Annotated in this window: 24 protein-coding genes; all 24 read right to left on the bottom strand. The window is 42.9% G+C overall.

Features of this window, described 5'->3' with window-relative positions; genetic code table 11:
* Positions 1–9: 9 nt before the first annotated feature.
* From KZE55_RS00450 to KZE55_RS00335, 24 genes are read right to left on the bottom strand one after another with little or no spacing between them, the layout of a single operon-like run.
* The gene (locus KZE55_RS00450; RefSeq protein ID WP_222258404.1) at positions 10–600 is read right to left on the bottom strand and encodes a histidine phosphatase family protein; all 591 of its coding nucleotides are present in this window, start codon (positions 598–600) and stop codon (positions 10–12) included.
* Positions 600–1,358: an adenosylcobinamide-GDP ribazoletransferase gene (locus KZE55_RS00445; protein WP_222258402.1), complete on the bottom strand. Its 759-nt coding sequence runs from the start codon at positions 1,356–1,358 to the stop codon at positions 600–602. Before KZE55_RS00445 ends, KZE55_RS00450 begins: the two co-directional genes overlap by 1 nt.
* 8 nt (positions 1,359–1,366) lie before the next feature.
* Positions 1,367–1,957: a bifunctional adenosylcobinamide kinase/adenosylcobinamide-phosphate guanylyltransferase gene (locus KZE55_RS00440; RefSeq protein WP_222258400.1), complete on the bottom strand. Its 591-nt coding sequence runs from the start codon at positions 1,955–1,957 to the stop codon at positions 1,367–1,369.
* A 55-nt stretch (positions 1,958–2,012) separates the two neighbouring features.
* Complete coding sequence (gene hemL / locus KZE55_RS00435; RefSeq protein ID WP_222258398.1) at positions 2,013–3,308, bottom strand: glutamate-1-semialdehyde 2,1-aminomutase; 1,296 nt, start codon at positions 3,306–3,308, stop codon at positions 2,013–2,015.
* A 19-nt stretch (positions 3,309–3,327) separates the two neighbouring features.
* Positions 3,328–4,299: a porphobilinogen synthase gene (gene hemB / locus KZE55_RS00430; RefSeq protein WP_222258396.1), complete on the bottom strand. Its 972-nt coding sequence runs from the start codon at positions 4,297–4,299 to the stop codon at positions 3,328–3,330.
* 4 nt (positions 4,300–4,303) lie between these two features.
* Complete coding sequence (gene hemC, locus KZE55_RS00425; protein ID WP_222258394.1) at positions 4,304–5,221, bottom strand: hydroxymethylbilane synthase; 918 nt, start codon at positions 5,219–5,221, stop codon at positions 4,304–4,306.
* The gene (gene hemA, locus KZE55_RS00420) at positions 5,211–6,479 is read right to left on the bottom strand and encodes a glutamyl-tRNA reductase (protein ID WP_222258392.1); all 1,269 of its coding nucleotides are present in this window, start codon (positions 6,477–6,479) and stop codon (positions 5,211–5,213) included. Before hemA ends, hemC begins: the two co-directional genes overlap by 11 nt.
* A gap of 2 nt (positions 6,480–6,481) precedes the next feature.
* On the bottom strand, positions 6,482–6,943 hold the full coding sequence (locus KZE55_RS00415; RefSeq protein WP_261313259.1) for a precorrin-2 dehydrogenase/sirohydrochlorin ferrochelatase family protein: 462 nt from the start codon (positions 6,941–6,943) through the stop codon (positions 6,482–6,484).
* A 1-nt stretch (position 6,944) separates the two neighbouring features.
* Positions 6,945–8,453 (bottom strand): cobyric acid synthase, encoded by a 1,509-nt coding sequence (locus KZE55_RS00410; protein WP_222258390.1) that lies wholly within the window; start codon positions 8,451–8,453, stop codon positions 6,945–6,947.
* Between the two features lie 54 nt (positions 8,454–8,507).
* Positions 8,508–9,323, bottom strand: a complete 816-nt coding sequence (locus KZE55_RS00405; RefSeq protein ID WP_222258388.1) for an energy-coupling factor ABC transporter ATP-binding protein — start codon at positions 9,321–9,323, stop codon at positions 8,508–8,510.
* Positions 9,324–9,334: 11 nt separating this feature from the next.
* Entirely contained in the window at positions 9,335–10,012 is a 678-nt protein-coding gene (cbiQ, locus tag KZE55_RS00400; protein WP_222258386.1) for a cobalt ECF transporter T component CbiQ, read from the bottom strand.
* A 23-nt stretch (positions 10,013–10,035) separates the two neighbouring features.
* The gene (locus tag KZE55_RS00395; protein ID WP_222258385.1) at positions 10,036–10,350 is read right to left on the bottom strand and encodes an energy-coupling factor ABC transporter substrate-binding protein; all 315 of its coding nucleotides are present in this window, start codon (positions 10,348–10,350) and stop codon (positions 10,036–10,038) included.
* A complete protein-coding gene (locus KZE55_RS00390; RefSeq protein WP_222258384.1) occupies positions 10,347–11,090 on the bottom strand; it encodes an energy-coupling factor ABC transporter permease in 744 nt (247 codons plus the stop codon). Before KZE55_RS00390 ends, KZE55_RS00395 begins: the two co-directional genes overlap by 4 nt.
* Positions 11,091–11,092: 2 nt before the next feature.
* Positions 11,093–11,791, bottom strand: a complete 699-nt coding sequence (locus KZE55_RS00385) for a cobalt-factor II C(20)-methyltransferase (protein ID WP_222258383.1) — start codon at positions 11,789–11,791, stop codon at positions 11,093–11,095.
* Positions 11,792–11,806: 15 nt separating this feature from the next.
* Positions 11,807–12,574 carry a sirohydrochlorin cobaltochelatase gene (locus tag KZE55_RS00380; protein ID WP_222258382.1) on the bottom strand — a complete coding sequence of 256 codons (768 nt, stop codon included), beginning with the start codon at positions 12,572–12,574 and terminating at the stop codon, positions 11,807–11,809.
* The gene (gene cobA, locus KZE55_RS00375; protein ID WP_222258381.1) at positions 12,567–13,964 is read right to left on the bottom strand and encodes a uroporphyrinogen-III C-methyltransferase; all 1,398 of its coding nucleotides are present in this window, start codon (positions 13,962–13,964) and stop codon (positions 12,567–12,569) included. Before cobA ends, KZE55_RS00380 begins: the two co-directional genes overlap by 8 nt.
* Positions 13,954–14,712: a precorrin-6A reductase gene (gene cobK, locus KZE55_RS00370; RefSeq protein ID WP_222258380.1), complete on the bottom strand. Its 759-nt coding sequence runs from the start codon at positions 14,710–14,712 to the stop codon at positions 13,954–13,956. The genes cobA and cobK overlap by 11 nt, the downstream gene beginning before the upstream one ends.
* A complete protein-coding gene (gene cobJ, locus KZE55_RS00365) occupies positions 14,709–15,434 on the bottom strand; it encodes a precorrin-3B C(17)-methyltransferase (protein WP_222258379.1) in 726 nt (241 codons plus the stop codon). The genes cobK and cobJ overlap by 4 nt, the downstream gene beginning before the upstream one ends.
* An 11-nt stretch (positions 15,435–15,445) precedes the next feature.
* The gene (locus tag KZE55_RS00360; protein ID WP_222258378.1) at positions 15,446–16,501 is read right to left on the bottom strand and encodes a cobalt-precorrin 5A hydrolase; all 1,056 of its coding nucleotides are present in this window, start codon (positions 16,499–16,501) and stop codon (positions 15,446–15,448) included.
* Positions 16,502–16,504: 3 nt separating this feature from the next.
* The gene (locus KZE55_RS00355) at positions 16,505–17,266 is read right to left on the bottom strand and encodes a cobalt-precorrin-4 methyltransferase (protein ID WP_222258377.1); all 762 of its coding nucleotides are present in this window, start codon (positions 17,264–17,266) and stop codon (positions 16,505–16,507) included.
* Between the two features lie 15 nt (positions 17,267–17,281).
* Positions 17,282–17,836 (bottom strand): decarboxylating cobalt-precorrin-6B (C(15))-methyltransferase, encoded by a 555-nt coding sequence (locus KZE55_RS00350; RefSeq protein ID WP_222258376.1) that lies wholly within the window; start codon positions 17,834–17,836, stop codon positions 17,282–17,284.
* Positions 17,829–18,431, bottom strand: coding sequence for a cobalt-precorrin-7 (C(5))-methyltransferase (locus KZE55_RS00345; protein WP_222259814.1), 603 nt, complete (start codon positions 18,429–18,431; stop codon positions 17,829–17,831). Before KZE55_RS00345 ends, KZE55_RS00350 begins: the two co-directional genes overlap by 8 nt.
* Positions 18,428–19,579 carry a cobalt-precorrin-5B (C(1))-methyltransferase CbiD gene (cbiD, locus tag KZE55_RS00340; protein ID WP_222258375.1) on the bottom strand — a complete coding sequence of 384 codons (1,152 nt, stop codon included), beginning with the start codon at positions 19,577–19,579 and terminating at the stop codon, positions 18,428–18,430. Before cbiD ends, KZE55_RS00345 begins: the two co-directional genes overlap by 4 nt.
* Complete coding sequence (locus tag KZE55_RS00335) at positions 19,560–20,246, bottom strand: cobalt-precorrin-8 methylmutase (RefSeq protein WP_222258374.1); 687 nt, start codon at positions 20,244–20,246, stop codon at positions 19,560–19,562. The genes cbiD and KZE55_RS00335 overlap by 20 nt, the downstream gene beginning before the upstream one ends.
* Position 20,247: the final 1 nt, after the last annotated feature.

Here is a 20,247-nt window from a genome sequence, read left to right as displayed (position 1 = left end):
CTCATCTCCCTATTGGTTAAATTGTACTTGTCGTGTCTTGCCATCCTTTAACTCAATTAAACTGAAACAGGCTGCTTTAAAATCAAGTGAATAGAAATTTACTGATGAATCTACTAGGTCTTGGTAAATTAGCCGCAGTGTGCCAAGGTGAGCAACAATGAAGACCGTATCTTCCTCAGCTAAGTGTTGTAAAAGCCATTGCAAGCCCTGGTGGACCCGTTCTTCAAAATTTACAAAGGGCTCAATAGTCGGTGGGGTATAGGTCAATGGAGCCCGCAGCCACTTATTCCATTCTTCTGGATACTGAGCCTCAATTTCATCAGCATCCAGTCCTTCCCACTTGCCAAACCCCTTTTCCGCAAAGCTCGGCAAAGTAATAATTGGTATCGTTGGGAATTTTGCGCAGACGGGACGGATGGTCTGCTGGGTTCGCCGTAGGTTTGTCTGCACGAGCAAAGTTGGCCGCATGACAGCAATCTTTTCTGCCAACGCCTGGGCCTGCTGTCTTCCATGCTTATCTAAGCTAACATCGGCACTGCCATAAAATTTTCGCTGTCGATTGTAGTCTGTTTCCCCGTGCCGGGCTAATAATAATTTCATTAGCTAAACCTCGTTAAGATTGTCAACGTCATCAGAAAAATTAGCGGGGCCAAAGTAGCAAACGCCCCTAGCGTGTCTCCTGGTGTTCCACCCAACACCTGCATAATTTTCCGCCGATAAAAATAAGCTATCAAGGGAATCATCAGGTAGGCAACCAAACCTTGCCAGGCAAAACACAAAGTAGTCACCACCAGTGAAAAAACTTGGGCAACTGCAATTCGCCAGGGCTGAATCCCTAACCAAATATTCGAAAGCCCTTTTTTATTACCTGGGTATACCATTTTGTAAAAAAGCAATGACACTCCTGTCTTTGTCAACATCGTTAAGCAAACGGTCAAGAGAACAAGGTGGAGTCGGTCAAGGGATGGACTAATGATTATTCCTAAGCTAACTACTAGGGCGTAGTAGTAAATCAGTGCTAGACTTCCCATCGTCCCTAAACGACTATCCTTCATAATTTTAAATATTTTATCTGCTGTCCGTGACGAAAAGAAACCATCTGCCGTATCAGCCAGGGCATCTAGGTGAAAGCCCCCCGTTAAAAGGCCATCAGTGATCCAATAGAGTACCCAGGCAAACCAGATTGGAAAGAGATAACTAAATCCCCAGAAAATAAGGCCTTCAATGCAACCAAGAAGGAACCCAAACAGGGTAATATATTGAATACTGGTTTTAAACTTATTAGTTGCATCATCAATTGGAACTGGAATATTTAACTTAGTAAAAAATTGCGCAAATAAAATTAATGCTTTCCCCATTTTGCCACCTACTTTATCTTTTGTGGAATTCCACTGACTACAAAATAGACATTCTCTGCCTGCTTAGCAATTAGTTGGTTAACTTCACCATACAGATCGCGAAGAACCCGAGTCTGCTTTGTGGCGGGTACAACACCAAGACCAACCTCATCACTAACGATTACCATTGACTGACCTGTCGCTGCCTGAACCTGGAGTATTTTCCCCCACTCATGCAGAATCATATGACGAAGACGGGCAAATTCATCCATGGTGGCCGTCGACAAGTATTCATCAATTTTTTCGGCTGATGTCCTAGTCAAAACATCATCATAAAAGAGATTAGTCACAAGCATAATCGCATCGTCAAGAAGGTAGCCATCAAGCGGGTGCTTAATAATTAAGTCAGCAACTCCTCGGTATTGTTCAGCTGTTGTCCATTTACTTGAACGGCGGGCCTGGTGACGCTTAATTCGTAACTGCATCTCTCCGTCAGGATTTTTGACCACCCCGGTTGCAATATAGCAAACACGTTGGTCACGAGAGTACAAGCTCTCAGCAAACTCAGACTTTCCACTCTTCGCACCGCCAAGGACAAGTGTCAGATTATCATTTTCCATTACTTCACCTTCTAAAAAAGGCCGTGACAAGTTATTGCCCCAGCCTTTGTGAATTCTAATTATTGGTTGCTGCTTTAAATGCTGCATCAAATGCCGCGATTGTTTTTTCAATGTCCTCGTCTGTGTGCTTTGTTGAGATAAAGTTAGTCTCAAATTGCGATGGTGCAACATAAACGCCATTTTCAAGTAACTTCCAGAAGCACTTTTCAAAGAGCTGCTGGTCACATGCCTTAACATCATCAAAATTATTGATTGGGTTATCATTATAGAAGTAGCTCCACATTGTTCCAACGTGGTGGACAGTCATTGGTACCCCGTACTTATCTGCAGCGGCCTTGATACCATCAGTCAAAGCAGTTACTCGCTTATCCATCTTGCTATAGTCTTCAGATGTCAGCTGTTCTAAAGTACTAATACCACCAGTCATTGCTAATGGGTTACCAGAAAGCGTTCCAGCATGGTAAATATTACCGGCAGGGGTGATATTTTCCATAATGTCACGCCGGCCACCAAAGGCCCCAACTGGTAAGCCGCCACCGATAACCTTCCCAAGCGTTGTTAAGTCAGGTGTGATGTTAACCAAACTCTGGACACCATGGTATGCGGCCCGGAAACCAGACATAACTTCATCAAAGATTAGGAGAGCACCATGCCTCTTAGTAACATCACGAAGCGTTTGCAGGAATTCTTGGGTCCCAGGAATTACCCCCATGTTACCAGCAACAGGTTCAACAATGGCACAAGCAATTTCATCCCCATGCTCAGCGAAAAGTTTCTTAACCCCAGCCACGTCATTATAGGCTACCGTCAGTGTATCATAAGCAAGATCATCTGGGACACCTGGTGACGTATTAATACCAAATGTTGCAAGACCAGAGCCCGCATCAACCAATAGTGAATCACTGTGACCGTGGTAGTTACCGATAAACTTAACAATCTTTTCCCGGTGGGTGTAACCTCGGGCGAGCCGAATAGCGCTCATCGTTGCTTCGGTCCCTGAAGAAACCATTCGAATCATTTCAATTGATGGCATAATCTGATTAACAATCTTAGCTAATTTTGTCTCTTGGAGGGTTGGAGCACCATAACTCGTTCCCTTAGCAACGGCTTTATCCAGTTCAGCAACAACATGGTCATCAGCATGTCCAAGAATCAGCGGCCCCCATGATAAAACATAGTCAATGTACTTATTACCATCAATATCATAAATATATTCATTCTTGCCATGGTGAATGAATAATGGATCCCCGCCAACGTTCTTAAACGCCCGCACTGGACTATTAACACCACCTGGCATGTATTGCTGCGCTTCTTTAAACGCCGCCTTTGATTTTGCGTTATTTAAAGTCAAAAGTAAAACCACCTATCAATTAAAGCTTCTTTGCGACATCTTTTGCAAAGTAGGTAATGATCAGGTCAGCACCTGCCCGCTTCATTCCAACAAGGGTTTCATAAACAATCTGCTCTTCATTAATCCACCCATTTGCTGCAGCCGCCTTGATCATCGCATATTCACCAGATACATTATAAGCAACCAACGGTAAAAGCGTATGGTTACGAACTTCCCGCATCACGTCAAGGAAGGCCATCGCTGGCTTAACCATTACAAAGTCAGCACCCTCTTTTTCATCACTAGCAATTTCCCGCAAGGCCTCCAAGCGGTTAGCTGGATCCATTTGGTAGGTCTTCCGATCTTTAGGCCCCTCCTTTGGTGAGCCATCAGCGGCATCCCGGAACGGACCATAGAATGAAGAAGCAAACTTAACAGCATATGACATGATTGGAGTGTTTTTGTATCCCGCTTCGTCTAGACCGTGTCGGATAGCTGCAACATAACCATCCATTGCATTCGATGGTGCAATAATGTCCGCACCTGCCTTTACTTGACTGACCGCAGTCTTAGTAAGGTATTTTAAGGATTCATCATTCAACACAACACCGTCACGAAGAATCCCGCAGTGACCGGTACTTGTGTATTCACACAGACAAGTATCAGCAATTACGATTAAGTCAGGGTAAGTCTTCTTAATCAGGCGGATCGCTTGCTGGACGATTCCGTTGTCCTCCCAAGCACCAGTTCCGTATTTGTCCTTCTTATCAGGAACCCCAAAGATAATAATTGACTTAATTCCTAGGTTAACGATGTCCTTAATCTCATCAAGAATTGAATTAACACTGTAACGGTAAATCCCCGGCATCGAAGGAATTTCTTCCCGATCCTCAATCGTGGCATCGACAAAGACGGGCATAATTAAGTCATCCTTATTTAAATGTGTCTCCCTTACTAAATCACGCATAGCAGCGCTCGTTCTTAAACGACGGTGACGATCAAATTGCAACATATTCCTAATCTCCTTCAATAATTCCAAATTTATCTCTTGCCAATAACTGATCAGCAACCCGCTTGCCAACTCCAGGGTTATTGGCAGGAACTCTTTCCGCTTTAATTACGTGTTCCCCGCTTGGTGAAGCAATTAAACCATTAAAAAATAGCTTGCCCTCTTTGGCATAGGCATAACCACCAATTGGAAAATTACAGCTTCCACCGAGCTCACGCATAAATTCTCGTTCAATATGAATACATTGTTCAGACTGAGGATCATTAATTTGGTCAAGCATTTGGCAAATTTTTTGATCAGCCTTTCGGCATTCGATAGCAAGACATCCTTGACCAACCGCTGGCACAATTACGTCCTTCAAATCCAGAACATAATAACCACTAAGGTCAACTTTTAGCCGACTTAATCCAGCGTTAGCTAAAATTATACCCTCAAGGTTTTCACTGTCTATTTTCTTTAACCTAGTATCTATATTACCCCTAATTGGTATGATTTTTAAGTCGGGACGAATGCTCAGTAATTGTCCCTGCCGGCGCAAACTATTAGTTCCAATCCGGGCACCTTGGGGAAGGTCAGTAAGTTGGCTGAACTTAGCATGGCTAATTAAGCAATCAAATGGTGACTCCCGCTTAGGAAACGCTCCCAAGGTAAGGTCCGCTGGTAAAGTTGGCATAACGTCTTTTAAACTGTGAACTGCAAAATCAATCGTCTGGTTTTCAAGCTCATCTTCAATTTCCTTTACGAAGACACCCTTCCCACCAATTTTGGCAAGGCTAGCCTGACGGTTTCGGTCCCCCTCCGTAACGACATTTCTTATTTCAAAAATGGTAGTCGGAAAAAACTTTTCTAATGCTGCAATAACTAACTTTGTCTGAGCCATCGCAAGTTTACTTTTACGACTACCAACAATTACCTTACTTCTCATCTTTTTGATTCTCCACCTTTAAGTTGTCCATTCCAAAAATCTTACAGAAGAAGTCAATATCATCCGTTGCCCTCGGCGTCACCGAAAGCTCCTTAATCTCCTTAATCGGTCCCTTAATCATTTGGTTTATAATACTCTTCATGTGCTTACTGATAATTTTACGCTCATGAGCGTCCAATTCAGGTAGTTTACGTAACAGGCTATCATAAGCTTCCGCTTCAATCTTCAACGAATGCTCACGTAAGCCTCGGATCACCGGCACAATGTGAAGTTGTTTTTCCCAAATATAAAAATCATGAACTTCGGTGGGAACCTCCGCAGCTATTTTCGTTAGCATTTGTTTTTTCTTTTCGTTATTTGCATCCAGAATTGAATGTAGACTATCAATGTCATAGTATTTAGCTTCACTACCTGCGGAAACCGCCACGTTTCGTGGAACTCCTAAGTCGACAATGATTGCCCGTGTCTTTGCGTTAGCTCGGTACAGGGGGTGCTTCACCGCTGTAGCAAAAACTGCAGCATCAACACTTTCTACAACATCCGCAAGTTGGTTAAAGGGGCGCGACTCAACCACACCTTGTAATTTATCCGCAATCGTTGCGGCCCTTTCATCGGTCCGGTTCAAGAGGAGAACCTTACTAAAGCCCATGTTACTTGCATTATAAGCAGTGTGCTTGCCGATATGCCCCATCCCAATAACGGCTAAGGTTTTACCGTTTAAGGTCCCAAAAGCTGTCTTGATTTGGTGTAGTCCTGCCTGGCCTGACGACTGGGCAAGTTCACTTACGCGGTATTTTGTATGCATTCGTTTGGAAAACGTAATCGCCTGCTGGAACAAGTGATTAAGGATCACTCCCGTTGTTTTTTGATCGGTTGCAACTTGAAAGGCAACCTTCATTTGCCCAAGGATCTGCGGCTCACCCTTAATTAGTGAATCTAGACCGGTAATTACCCGAAAAAGATGTTCAACCGCTACTTCCTTAGTGCTAATTGAGACATACTGACTAAAATCATCAACTGTGTAGTGAAACCATTCCGCCAAAAATCGTTTGATATAGTAGCGGCCTGTATGAATTTGATCAACCACTGCGTATACTTCTGTTCGATTACAAGTTGAGATTAATAGGTTCTCTAGAATGCTTTTTTCACCATTTAAAAGTTTATCCGCCCGGGAAATTTCTGCAGCTGAGAACGAGAATTTTTCCCGTAATTCAATTGGTAGTTGATGATAATTCAAGCTTACACACATCAAGTACATTCCTAGTCAAACTCCTTATTAAACTTTTTGCTGACACATTCTTTAATCTCGTTTTTTACTTTTTTAGCAAAGCGTGGAGACCGCCCCACTGTTGAAACGCTGATAAACATGTCATCTGAACTAAGCGTCGCCAGGTTATAGAAATCGGAATTAGTCTTATCACTTGTATTATTTACTAGTTGAAAGTGAGTTGCTTCTGCCTTCACCTGGTTATTCACTGCTTTATCATTAGTGCAGGCAATAATAATATCCATTTTCTCCACATATTTACGGTGATAGCTATCTTTAACCCAGTCAATCTGTGAAGGGTCAATATCATCAATAATCATCGGACTGATAACGGTTGGTCTTACACCAGCCGCAACTATTTTTTTAATTTTACGACGAGCAACCTTACCGCCACCAATTACCGCTACCCTTTTACGGTCAAGGTTTAAGATAATCGGATATGGTGCCTTCATCATTTTAATCATCCCTTGTTGAATCCTGTAGAATCTGACTAAACTTCTTCATATCAACATTTTCTTCAAATAGTTTCGCAAGTTTTTCATACTGTTGATCTTTATACTCACTGATAGAAACCATGGTATTAACTAATGGTGCTAACCCCTTAGCAACCCGAAGCCGATTTAAGAGGTGGCGTGTCCAATAAGGATTATCAAAGATTCCGTGAAGGTAAGTTCCGATAACTGTTTCGTCAGCGTTAACTGCCCCGTCTTCCCGCTGCTCTGCTTCGCCATTAGTTTCTTGAATAATTGAAAATGGTGTTGTATTCGGACCGAGTTTCGTTGCTCCCATATGGATTTCATAGCCCTTAAGAACATAATTCTTGCGTTTAGCGGTTGCCTGGGTTGTAGTTTTTCGCTCGTTGAAAATGGTTTCTGTATCAAGGAGGCCCAGCCCTGTCTGCTCCTTGATTGGTGATTCAATTCCATTGGGATCACGAAGCGTCCGACCCAGAATTTGGTAACCACCGCAAATGCCGATCACTACACTCCCGTCAGCATGGGCATGTATAATCGCTTTAGCCAAACCGTTTCTTTTCAAAGAGGCGAGATCCTCGTTTGTATTTTTACTACCAGGGAGGATTAATAAGTCTGGGGTACCAAGTTCTTCTGCCTTGAGAACGTAGCGAACAGACACGTCCGGCTGAATTTTTAGACTATGGATATCAGTAAAATTCGAGATTTTGTTAAGGTCAACAACCGCAACATCAAGGGCCTTAGCCGGGTTCTTTTGCCGCGGCTTCCTTACTAGCGAAACACTATCTTCCTCATCAATATCGACGTCACTCATCGGTAACACCCCAATAACAGGAACACCGGTCAGCTTTTCAATCATCTTGTTCCCCGGCTCCAAGAGCGTCTTATCACCACGAAACTTGTTAATAATAATTCCCTTGATTCGTTGCTGGTCTTCCTTTGTCAGTAATTTGATGGTGCCATAAATGGATGCAAAGACACCTCCCTTGTCGATATCGGCAACAAGGATCACCGGCGCAGCAGCCATTCGCGCCATTCCCATATTTACAATATCATTTTCATTTAAGTTAATCTCCGCTGGGCTTCCTGCTCCCTCTAAAATAATGGCATCATTCTCAATGGCAAGTCCTTGGTAAGCTTTCTTTATATCTGGAATTAGTTGAGGCTTAAACTTATAATAACTAGCTGCGTCCATATCGGTTAGTACTTTCCCCATTACTATCACTTGCGAATCTTGATCAGTTGAGGGTTTTAGCAGGATTGGATTCATTCTAACGTCTGGTTTCACCCGGGCTGCCTCCGCCTGGTAAACCTGTGCCCGCCCCATCTCATCACCTTGATCCGTGATAAACGAGTTTAGGGCCATGTTTTGTGATTTAAACGGTGCAACCTTTTTCCCTTGATTTGTCAAAAGTCGGCAAACCGCTGCAGCCATCCAGCTTTTTCCAGAATCCGATGCGGTTCCTTGAAACATTACTGATTGCACTACCATGATTTATTCCTCCCCGGATATATATGTACGGGAGTTCCCACTCCCCCAATCTTCCTAATCAATATGTTTATTTACGGCATTTGCAAATAGTTCCTGCTCACTCCCATATAGGGGTAGGCCCAGCTTTTGATGAATCTTTACAAGCCATGGCTGAGCTAATTTATTTGCCTTTAACAAATGCTCATCGTTAAAGGCCTCTTGCTTCGTCCCCTCCGCTAAGATTTTTCCCTTGCCAAGAAGGTAAAGGTAGTCACAGACTTCATACATAAAATCCATATCGTGACTAGAAAGGATAATCCGTTGCCCGTTAGCGACCAACTTTTGAATAAGATCTTTCATCCGTTGCTGGCCATCCGGATCAAGACCGGAAGTCGGTTCATCAAGCAGAATCCACTCTGAGCCAATCACCATAATTCCAGCAAGGGCAACCCGTTTCTTCTGACCACCACTGAGGTATTGGATCGGCCGGTCTCTGAGTGGGAAAATATCTAATTCCTTTAGAACCCGGGTAACCCGTTCATTAATTTCACTTGTTGGAAGCTTTAAGTTATGGAGGGCAAAGGCGACGTCATCTTTAACTACCGAATAAAAGATCTGCTGATCAGAGTTTTGAAAAACAATTCCGACCTTTCGCCGAAGATTACGCAGACCCCGTTTAGAGTACTTTATAGGCTGACCATCGACTAGAATTTGGCCGGCAGTCGGTCTTAGTTCCCCAACAAGGTTTAAGAAGAGCGTTGACTTACCTGCACCGTTGTGTCCCATGATGCCGATCACTCGTCGGTCGTCACCACCAAGCTTTAATGAAATATCATCGAGGATCTTATGCTTGTCATCATAACTAAAACTAAGGTGTTTTAATTCAATCAACGCACTCCCTCCTAGATATAAAACTCGCCATTATATAGCTTGGCATCCAACGCCTTTGTCATCATTTCATAATTCACAATTACCTGTTCGAACAGCATCTTTGTAAGAATTCCAGATGAATGAATCATGAGGCCAAATGTATCATAACCAAAACGTAATTTCTGCGCCCGATGAATTTGTTCGAAGGCATCAATAAAAATAAATATGAACCGGTACATCAGCATCGTGACTTCAATCATTACCCGTGGCAAGTGGGTAGCTTTTAACACCTGCAAGATCTGAATGAAGGGCGTTGTTAGTGCAAACCAATAGGTACAAACAATCGCCGTCATACACTGTAGAGCCATTCGGCTAGCCTGTGGTATCATCACCCGTGCCATTCCTAAGTACACATTGCCAATTTTAATCGGCCAAATTATTGACCCCCTGTTTCCAGAAATAGTTACAACAATCCCAATAATACTCAACAAAACAAACGGAATAATAGCATAAAACCAACTGATATAACGTTTAAGTGAAACTTTCGTCAAATAAACTGTTGCTGCTGCTACCAGGACAAGGGTAGCTGCTTTTAACCACTGCAAAGGTTGAAAAGCCAGGGCAATCCCAAGTAGCCACAATAACGCTTTTAATTTTGGTGACCAGGTGACGATTCGGTTCTCATACGCGTATTTATCAATACTTAACACTAATTGTCACCTCTCTATTAAACCTATTTTGGTACTTTTTCCGTCTTTTCTTTCTCTTCAAGGGCCTTTTTCTTACCATGCGCAGCGCCAATGAAATAACAAATAATTCCCGTACCAAGTGACCCCTGGACGGTAAAAAGTAGGCTCTCGATTTCACCCGACGGCGGTGTCCAGATAGGCTTTGCCCATACCTTGTAGCTTGGGTCAAACTTTTTAATCTGTTCTGTCCCCTGGTCATCACTACCACCATACTGGCCTTTAACAAAAATAAACGGAATTAGAACAAGGAGGATTACACAAATTAGTAAAGTAATATTAGTCTTCGTCCGTTTCTTCATTGCAATGCTGACTCCTTCCAAAGATCATTACTAATTACTAAGTTATATACAATAACTGTTAGTAGCCCTTCAGCAATGGCTAATGGGATTTGAGTGACTGCATAGATTACTAAAAACTTAATCAGCGCTGCCCCAACGCCACCGTTAGGATCAGGAAAAACAACTGCTAATTGAAAAGCTGTTGTCACATAGGTTGACCAGTCAGCAAACATCGCGCAAAGGAAAAGGGATATCGACCGACTAATCTTCATTACCCGGCACAGTTTCCAAACTACAAAGCCAATAATTGGCCCAACAATTGTCATTGAGAATTCATTTGCTCCTAATGTCGTCAATCCACCATGAGCAAGAAGCAGTGCTTGGAACAAAAGAACAATTACCCCTAATACAGACATTACGCCTGGTCCAAACATAACAGTACCAAGGCCAACACCAGTAGGGTGAGAGCAGGAACCGGTGACTGAAGGGAGCTTTAGTGATGAAAGTACAAACACAAACGCCCCACATAGTGCCAGCATAACTTTGGCATTGGGCACATCAGAATTAACAATCTTGTACAGCCGGTAAAGCCCATAAATAAAAAACGGGGCCGAAACAGCGAACCAGAAGATACACCACTTTGGCGGGAGCATCCCTTCCATAATATGCATTGCGTGGGCAGTCACCGGATAAGCGCTTGCATACCCAAAGCCAATCATCAGGAACATTAAAAACTTACGATATTTTTTTATCCATTCCATTGTTAATTTCCTTTCTTCTTTAATAAAGCTGTTGTAAAGTACGGTAATTTATCGTTAGCTGAATAGTCAGCTAATCGCTTTATATGCTGTTCTGCCATTGACGCATTTTCGACAACGACTGTCTTTTCAAGCAGGCCCCTTTTCTGAAGGATTTGGTAAACAGTCTTAAAATTAGTAGCAATTTTCATAATTACCACGTTATCGTTCAGGTCAATTACCTGGGTAAGTTTTTCTTTCTCAGCAGTTGCCGGAATGACTTCCAATGATTCTTCATCAAGCATTAGGGGGAGAGACAAGCTTGCCGCAATTTGACTAAAAGCGGAGACCCCAGCAATTGTTTGGACGTTAATCTCCTCTTTCAGCATATTAGCAATATAGCTAAATGTGCTATAGACAGAGGGATCACCAAGTGTCAGGAAGCCAACATTTTGGCCGTTTTGAACATCAGCCTTAATTTCATCAGCAATTTTTCGCCAGCACGTTACCTTAGCTGACCAGTCGTTTACCATCGGAAAATGACGGCGCTTAATTACTAAATCAGCTGTTAGGTATGGGGAGGCAATCCTTTCGGCAACACTTTTACTACTCCTATGTGCTTGTGGAGTGTATAAGACATCAAGCTGTTTGATTGTGTCAACCGCTTTGACCGTTAGCAGCTTACTATCACCCGGTCCGACACCAATTCCATAAAAACTAGCCATCAGTTTTCCCCTCCTTTAAATTAATTTACTTAGTTTTTCAATAAATAACTGTTGAATTTCTGGATACTCTCCCAATCCTTTAAGACGTGGCTGAGCATCAATGTTGTTAGCATCAACAATACTCTTCCACGAGTGCGGGTTATCAGAGGCCATATCATTATGGGCATGATTACCAGCGACCATCATCAATGGCTGTAAATAAACTTTTTTTATTTGAGCATGTTTGAGGCGGGTAAGTTCATCGGTAATGTCAGGGTAGCTTTCAACTGCCCCAACATAGCTTTTTGTTCCCGCTAACATATGGTCCAAACAGGCGTACGTAGTAAATGAACTATGCGCTGTCCCGTGTCCCATCCATAAGATTGCTTCCCCCGCTGGCAGAGAAGCACTTTGTTTTTCCATAAAGTGAGTAAGCATTTGGAAATCGTCAAATGTATCTAAAAGCGGTTGACTTAGCTTAAGCTTTTTAAATTTACTCTGGTAGGTATTAACAACCTGTTTTAACTGTCCATACTCAATTCCTGGAATGATATGGAAGGATTGAACAATCACTTCCCCGTATCCCTGGTTGCTAAGCCTGTCCAGTGCCGTTGCCGGGTCATCAAATACCTGCCCCTCATTTTTGGCAACCCGTGCGCGCACAATCCGGGAAGTAAACGCACGGAAAACATCATAAGCAGGAAAGGCCTTTTTTAACGCCCTTTCCGTTGCTCCAATTGTTTTTTCCCGAGTCTTTGGAAAAGTGGTTCCAAAACTGACTGCTAAAATTGCTTTTTTAGTCACGCCCAAATTCCTCCTCTATCCTTTTGACTGTCTCGTCAATACTTGGTTGACACTCAATTACCTTTTGAAAGGTTAGCTGGTTAGCAACTTGGGAAATTTTGGGCCCCATTACGAACGCCTTAATTGTCATCAACTGGTGTTCTTGTTTAGGCGTTAGCAATTGGGCAAAGTCAGCTAAACTATCCATACTTGGAAAAATAACTGCGTTAAACTCCCCCAATTCAAATGGCAGTGAATCACATCGACTAACCTTTTGGTAAAGACTAAGGAAAGTCCCAGCACTTGTCTGTGGTTTTTCGCCACCAACTTCGACATAGTCAGCAGGTAGATTAACGTCAGGCAACGTCCCATCAGCAATTAGCCCTATAGTTCGTAAATGATGGGCAACGACATGGTTTAGGGCAACGATTGTCTTTCCAGCTAAGGTCCGTAAGTCGCTACCATTAGCAGTCAGGATAGTAATTAACCGGTGCGCTGCTGCAACACTATCAATAACAATTAATTTAGCATATTCCACGGCCGAAATATTAACCTCCTGTGGCACTTTAACCGCACGCTGGTAGAAATCAGCAGTTGCCCCGCGATCGACAAGCTGATTAAATAACCTATGCTGCTTACTATACGGGAGCAAAACATGCAATCCTTGTAGCGGACGGTGAATATTCAGCTGTTTGCTTAAAGTAACCACCTCGCCAACAACAATCAAAGCCGGTGAAGAAAGCTGGTGCTCTTTAACTAATTCGTTAATATTCGTTAAATCCCCGATAACCATTTTTTGCCGCCATTGTGTTGCCCACTGAATAATCGCTACTGGAGTTTTCTTATCCTTGCCATGCTTTATCAGCGCCGTACAAATCTTGGGCAGCTGGGCCATCCCCATTAAAAAGACAACAGTTCCTTCTTGTTGGGCAATATTTTCCCAGTCTAGCTGCTTTTGACCGTTTTTTTTATGGTGTCCAGTGATGACATGGAAACTAGAAGCAAAGTCACGGTGGGTGATTGGAATACCAACTGCCGCTAAACCTGCGATCGCACTAGTAATTCCAGGTATCACTTCAAAGTCTACCCCTTCTTGTTCCAAGACTTGAGCTTCTTCACCACCCCGCCCAAAGACATAGGGATCGCCGGCTTTAAGTCGAACAACTTTTTTACCTACTCTGGCATAATTGACTAGCAATTGGTTAATTCGTGTCTGCTTAACCTTATGATGTTGGGGAAGCTTACCGACATCAACCAATTTCACTTGACTATTAGTGAATGCTAATAAGGAGGGGTCGACTAGGCGGTCATACAAAACTACATCTGCTTCAGCTAACCGCCGTTTCCCAATCAAGGTTAATAATTCTGGATCTCCTGGACCTGCACCCAGAAGTGTTACTCTACCATTCATTGTGTTCCTCCAAATATGCTTGCAGCTCATCAATCTTTTCAACTTTCTGCGGATAGTTTAAGTGAGGCCGACGAATAATAACGCAGGGAATTCCTAACTGTTGGCAAGCCGCGATTTTTTCTTGAATGCCACCCTGTCGACCACTTTCTTTAGTTACTACGACTTTTGCTGTTGCGTGCTTGAACAATGCAACGTTTAAATCAGTGGAAAAAGGGCCTTGAATTGCATCGATTTGAGCGGCAACAAAGCCTGCCGACGTCAGTTTTTTCATTACCCGTGTCGTTGGTAAGGCACGGATATGTAACTGCTTAACTCCTAGCCTTGCTGCGTAATCAGGAGCTGTTTTACTACCTGTTGAAAGATAAATTACGCCTTCAAGATGTTTTAAATACCGGCAAGCTTCCTCAAGCGAATCAACCATCTTCAGTGAAGCGTCAGCACGATAAATATTTTGGCGTTCAAAACGTAGATAAGGGATACCCAGTTTGGCGGCTTCGTTAATTGCCAACTGTGAAATAACTCGGGCAAAAGGATGAGTAGCGTCAATGATGAAGTTAACTTGGTGGGCAAGACAGAACTGCGTAAAATTTGCTTCTGTAAAGGTTACTTTAACCACCCGTTTTGCATGCGCACTCGCTAATTCGACCCCGTAGTCGCTAACGACAGAAACGATAAAGGACAACCTATTTTTTGCTAAACAATCTGCAACTGCGAGACTTTCGCTGGTTCCACCTAGCAGTAAAATCATAGCGTGTACCCTCGCGGAGTAATCATCCGGCCGTCTTGAACGTAAGTATTCTTATTACCAACAATTACGATTGATGTCATATTAATTTCTGTTTCATCTAAGTCTTTAATTGTTGTCACCTTATCAATTTCCTTAGGCCGGGCAACATCTTTACCGACTCCGACAACGGTATCGGGTGATTTATACTTTAAGATAATATCCAAGGCTTTCCGCAGGTGATGGGGACGACCTTTACTGCGAGGGTTATACAAACAGATAACAAAGTCAGCCTTGGCGGCAGCATCTATTCGCTTAGTAATCACATCCCACGGGGTCATCAGGTCACTTAAACTGATATGGCAAAAATCATTCATTAATGGTGCACCAAGGTGGGCTGCAGCAGCGATACTTGCCGTTACACCAGGGATTACTTTGACATCAATATGTTGGTCCATCTTACCCGCTAGTTCGAGGATTAAACCTGCCATTCCGTAGATTCCGGCATCCCCACTTGAAATGATGGCAACGTCTTTACCGCTAGCCGCAATTTCAAGAGCCTTTTTACAGCGGTCAATTTCACCACGCATCCCTGTTACAACAAGCTCTTTTCCCTCAAGCATGTCTTCAATTAAGTGAATATATGTAACGTATCCGACAATTGTATGGGTATTTTCGATTACTTGACGTGCTTCTTCTGTCATTAACTCTTTGGATCCTGGTCCAAGTCCAACTATGTATAACATTTGCTTTCCTCCTAGATTTCATGTCGCCGGCTTAATGCCATCGTAATTTCATGATTTGCGTATCGTTCAGTTACTACCCGTTCACCACTGGCAAAATCAGCTGCTGCACACGCAACATTACCTACACCAACAGTTTTCAAAACAAATAGTGAGCTTGGATAGTGCTTACTGGCCGGGAATAGCTGTCTTGCTGTAAAAAATTCAAGGTCCGCACCAATTGTTTGCGCAATATATTGGATTGCACCTTCCGTTCGTTTAATATCAATTGACACCACTTGACTGATTGAAGACCACAACAAGTCATGTTGCCGGGTAAATTCTTCAAACGCCTGTTGCATCATTTCGTTAGTAATATCCTTTCGGCAACCAATGCCAAGAACATTAACCCGGGGAATAATTTGAATTGCCTCTGGAATCTTCGTAAAGTTTCCCCGATCGGAAACAATTACTAAAGGTACCCCCTCCTGATGAGTGGTAATTTCATTAAGGACCGTAAAGCCGCTTAATGAATTAACATACCGTTTTAAATACGGTTCAATATACAATTCAACCGGTTTATTTTCCGCCAACAAACGGTTTAAAGCCTTAGTATTTTCTTTAAAGTTGGGGTACCAACCATTTAGTTGTTTTGCTAAAACGTCTATCGCCTGAACGTGTTCTGTATCAGTTGCCGTCGTAATTACCGGGTCAGCACCGGTTAATTTAGCAATTAGCCCCGCCCATTCGTTCGCTCCGCCGACGTGACCCGATAATAGGCTAATAACATGGTTGGCCTGTTCATCCATTACAATAACTGCTGGATCAACGGTCTTATCAACAATTATTCCGGCTAGAGAACGGACAACAATCCCGGTAGCCATTATGCAAACAACACAATCGTATTCCTTAAATAAGTGACGAATAGCTGCTGTAAAGTCACCTTTACAATAATAATTCTCCGTTCCTCGTGCCAGCCGTTGGGGTAAGTACAGGCTGACTTGGCGTTGGTTACTTTGAAGTTGCGTCAATAGCTGTCGCGCAGTATGAGCACCACTGCTTGTTAACGCAATAATTCCAAATCGCTTCATCCCCTACTTACTCTTCTTTCGAAACATTGTACTAAAGCTGGCATCGTAAAGGTGTGAATAGTTATATTCATCCCCAAGAAACTTTCCAACCATGATTAGGGCGGTCCGCCGAATATCAGCATCGTGGACCTTATTAGCAATATCTGCTAGTGTCCCCCGGACTTCTTTTTCATCCGGCCAGGTTGCCTTGTAGATAACAGCTGCTGGTGTATCAGCTGGGTAGCCACCTTCTTCCAGTTGGGCAACAACTTTCTTAATGCCCTGAACAGAAAGGAAAATCACCATCGAAGTTTGGTGCTGGGCCAGTGATTTTAAAGATTCTTTTTCCGGTACCGGTGTCCGCCCCGCCATCCGAGTAATAATCACACTCTGGGCTACTTCCGGGACTGTGTATTCGACCCCCATACTCGAGGCTGCTCCGAGGAAGGAACTAACTCCAGGAACGCATTGATAATTAATTCCCCGCTTTTTCATCTCTTCAATTTGTTCCCGAATGGAACCATAGATTGAAAAGTCACCAGTTTGTAAACGGACAACTGACTTTCCTGTCTTAACCGCTTCTTCCATTCGATCAACAATATCATCAAGGGTCATCTTGGCGCTATCATATAGTTCGGCCCCATCCTTACAATAGTTAAGTAATTCCTTGTTAATTAATGATCCTGCATAAATAACAACGTCAGCGGCGGCCAATAATTTATACCCCTTTAATGTTATTAGATCCGTCTCACCAGGGCCTGCACCTACAAAACTTACAATTGCCATTTATATCAATCCTTTCTATTTATTTGCACTAACGATGATTGTTGGATTATTGGGTTTAAAGAAATGACCTTTCCCGAGCTGGTGCCAACGAAGAACACCAACCTCAACCATTTCGATATTCTTAAAACCAGCTTTTTCTAGCAGTTTTTCTACTTGCATTGCATTTTCAAATAGGATGAAGTTCAGTACAATCGTTCCCCCTACCGGTAGATGACCACTAGCAAAGTTAATAATCCGGGCCAATTGTGATCCACTACCACCAACAAAAATTGCGTCATATTGTTGATCAGGAATGTCAATTGGAGCAGTTCCTGTGACTAAATTAATATTGGTCAGGTTAAACTTCTTGATATTCTGCTTAATAATGTCAATTCCATCCGGGTTCATTTCAATTGCGGTAACTGCTAATTTCTTAAAATCATGAGCGGCTTGGACACTAACACTTCCTGTACCAGCACCGATATCAAGGAAAGACCTTTTATTTCCTAATCCTAATTTATCAATGCTAATTGCCCGCACCTCTGATTTAGTCATCGGTACCCGGTTCCTTAAAAAGTCTTCATCACGCATTTATAATAATCACCACATTCATTCCATATTCACGACGCTCAACGTTTGATTCATCAAAACGGCTTATCTGTTCATCTGGATAACTCAGGTTTTCACCAACATAGATTATCCGGTGCAGACCACGTTTCTTTATTTCCTGGGAAATTTCATACGGCCCCAATTGTGTATCAGTGACCATGCCCACTTTGTCATGGCGGAGTAAGAAGTCAAAATCAGGTTGACGACCATGACTGCTTGTTAAATAGCAATCGTTCATTGATAAGTGTAGGCAATGGAACATATATTGGATTGAACTAACCCCCGGAATAATTTGAATTTGCTGTTTGGAGAAATTCTTGGTTACCCATGTTCCGATGCCATATAATAGCGGGTCCCCAGATGCTAAGAGTACGATTGACCGCGTCTTATTTTGCACCAAATATTCTTTCAAGGCTGTGAGCCGTGGTAACCTTAATTGCTTTTCTTGAGGGATCCCGGGAAAAAGGGCTAGTTGACGAGGTGATCCAATCACGGTATCCGCCTGCTTAAGGTAAGTTTCTGTCCCCAATAAACATAGCTTACAATCTCCAGGGCCAATTCCTAGAACTGTTATCATTGCCACTCACCTTTAATCTCTTCTATCGGCTTACTAGCAGCCAGAAAGCCACTTTCCCGGGAAAAGATAACTGCATCAACGGTAACATGAGGTTCCCGATGGGCAAGTAGTTTCTCTGCCCGTTGCTTAATCTTATCAACAATTATCTGATATACCCCTTGGTAACCTGCTTCATTAATTAGTTTAATCATGGAGATTGTCGTCAAGCAGCCGTAAATTTGACGGAGAAATTCAGTTGGGACTCCACCCATCAACGCAAGGTTAGCAACCATCACTTCTGCCCGTGCATCCGCATCCTTACTATGAGTAGAGAAAATACCGGCAGAAACTTTAATCATTTTCCCAAGATCCCCAACAATCAATATTTTATTAAACTTAAGACGTTGCACTTCATGGAGAACATAGCCGACAAAGTTACTCATCTGAACAATTTTTGCTTCAGAAATACCAAGTTCATCTTTAGCAAAGTCTTCACCATAATTACCAGGGACAAGGACAAGTGCTTGATCACCGCGTTTACGATGAATGTTCATTTCAATTGAAATCGAATGCTTCCAACTAGATTCGGACATTGGTGTTACAACTCCACTGGTTCCTAAGATTGAAATTCCCCCGACAATTCCTAATTTGGGGTTATAAGTCAACTTAGCGATTCTTTTACCTTCAGGGACTGAAATAATAATATCTGCTCCCCGGTTGGCACCGAGTTCTTTTCTAGCTGCCTCTTTGATTACCCGACGGGGGGTCGGGTTGATTGCTGGCATTCCCGGCCGATTTGCTAAACCAGCTTTTGTTACACGACCAACCCCTTCCCCACCGTCAAGGTGAATTTCATTGTCCGTCCGCAATTCAACCGTTGCAAATATTAGGGCCCCATCCGTTGCATCTTGGTCATCACCGCCGTCTTTCTTAATTGCACAGCTAGCCTTACTTTTATCAAAGTTAGTTTGTTCCACACCAAAAATGGCTACTTTACCATTCGCTGCGTGAACCGTTACGGTGTCTTGTGGTTCTTGATTTAGCAGGGTCCTGATTGCTGCAACTGTTGCTGCAGTAGCAGTAGTTCCGGTCGTAAAGCCCTTGCGCAACTTTCGACCATTGTAGTAAACAAAGTTATCCTCAGCGTCATTATTTGGTGTGACGGCCATATTCATCACCCATTTTCTCAATATCCATGTTATACATCACTGCATTAAGAAGAGCCGCTGCTAAATTACTGCCTCCCTTACGACCAAGAGCAACAATCGCTGGAATATCTGATTCATACAACGCTTGCTTACTTTCAGCCGCTTCAACAAAGCCAACGGGAACACCAATAACTGCTGATACCTTTAGTTTCGCGGCTTTAACCATTTCAATAATCTTACAGAGGGCAGTAGGGGCATTACCAACTACAAAAACTTTCGCCGAGGTGCCTTCACTAGCTGCAACTTCAATTGCTGCCATCGAACGCGTAATTCCTTTTTTCTGAGCCATTGCTATTACCCGGGGGTCGCGGATTAGGCAGTGGTAATGCACACCTAGCTTATCCAGGCGGCGTTTATTAATCCCCGACAAAGCCATTGTTGTGTCAGTATAAATAGTTCCCTTATTTTCTAAAACATTCTTTAACTTATTCAAAACACCGTGCGTAAACTTCAAATTCTTTAAATAATCAAAGTCTGCCGTCGTATGGATTGCCCGTTTTATTACGGCCTCTTGAAGGGGGCCGTCAAATTGATAATTAGGATCAATTCGATTGATTTCTTCTTGAATTATCTGAAAACTACGATCTGTTATCTTGTGGGGAATCGTAATATATCCTGCTTTTTCCATT

It is taken from the genome of Limosilactobacillus panis (assembly GCF_019797825.1).
GTDB classification, from domain to species: domain Bacteria; phylum Bacillota; class Bacilli; order Lactobacillales; family Lactobacillaceae; genus Limosilactobacillus; species Limosilactobacillus panis_A.
This window is presented reverse-complemented; position numbering and strand designations above follow the sequence as displayed.